This is a genomic window from Xenorhabdus thuongxuanensis (assembly GCF_001908095.1).
Taxonomy (GTDB): Bacteria; Pseudomonadota; Gammaproteobacteria; order Enterobacterales; family Enterobacteriaceae; genus Xenorhabdus; species Xenorhabdus thuongxuanensis.
This window is the reverse complement of sequence record NZ_MKGR01000082.1, coordinates 1-1,076: the sequence shown is the minus strand read 5'-3', so window position 1 is coordinate 1,076 and position 1,076 is coordinate 1. Positions and strand designations below refer to the sequence as shown.

The 1,076-nt window shown below is 51.5% G+C and carries 1 protein-coding gene; it reads left to right on the top strand.

Annotated features, from left to right (window positions below; translation table 11 throughout):
* A partial coding sequence (tuf, locus tag Xentx_RS18100) for an elongation factor Tu (protein ID WP_074021869.1) occupies positions 1 to 1,076 on the top strand: 1,076 nt, incomplete at both ends.

The following is a 1,076-nucleotide window of genomic DNA, read 5'->3' as shown; positions in this document are numbered from 1 at the left end:
TGTCTAAAGAAAAGTTTGAACGTTCAAAACCGCACGTTAACGTTGGTACTATCGGCCACGTTGACCACGGTAAAACTACCCTGACTGCTGCAATCACTACCGTTCTGGCAAAAACTTACGGCGGTAACGCGCGTGCATTCGACCAGATCGACAACGCACCAGAAGAAAAAGCACGTGGTATCACCATCTCTACTTCTCACGTAGAGTACGATACCCCAACTCGTCACTACGCACACGTTGACTGCCCAGGCCACGCCGACTACGTGAAAAACATGATCACCGGTGCGGCTCAGATGGACGGCGCGATCCTGGTAGTTGCTGCAACTGATGGCCCAATGCCACAGACTCGTGAGCACATCCTGCTGGGTCGTCAGGTAGGCGTTCCTTACATCATCGTGTTCCTGAACAAATGTGACATGGTTGATGATGAAGAGCTGCTGGAACTGGTAGAAATGGAAGTGCGTGAGCTGCTGTCTCAGTACGATTTCCCAGGCGACGACACCCCAATCATCCGTGGTTCTGCGCTGAAAGCGCTGGAAGGCGATGCAGAGTGGGAAGCGAAAGTGATCGAACTGGCAGAAGCCCTGGATTCTTACATCCCAGAACCAGAGCGTGACATTGACAAGCCATTCCTGCTGCCAATCGAAGACGTGTTCTCCATCTCCGGCCGTGGTACTGTAGTTACCGGTCGTGTAGAGCGTGGTATCGTTAAAGTCGGTGACGAAGTTGAAATCGTGGGTATCAAAGAAACCACTAAAACTACTTGTACCGGCGTTGAAATGTTCCGCAAACTGCTGGACGAAGGCCGTGCAGGTGAGAACGTTGGTGTTCTGCTGCGTGGTACTAAGCGTGATGACGTTGAGCGTGGTCAGGTTCTGGCGAAGCCAGGCTCTATCCACCCACACACTCAGTTCGAATCTGAAGTGTATATCCTGAGCAAAGATGAAGGTGGCCGTCATACTCCATTCTTCAAAGGTTACCGTCCACAGTTCTACTTCCGTACCACTGACGTAACCGGTACTATCGAACTGCCAGAAGGCGTAGAGATGGTAATGCCAGGTGACAACATCAACATG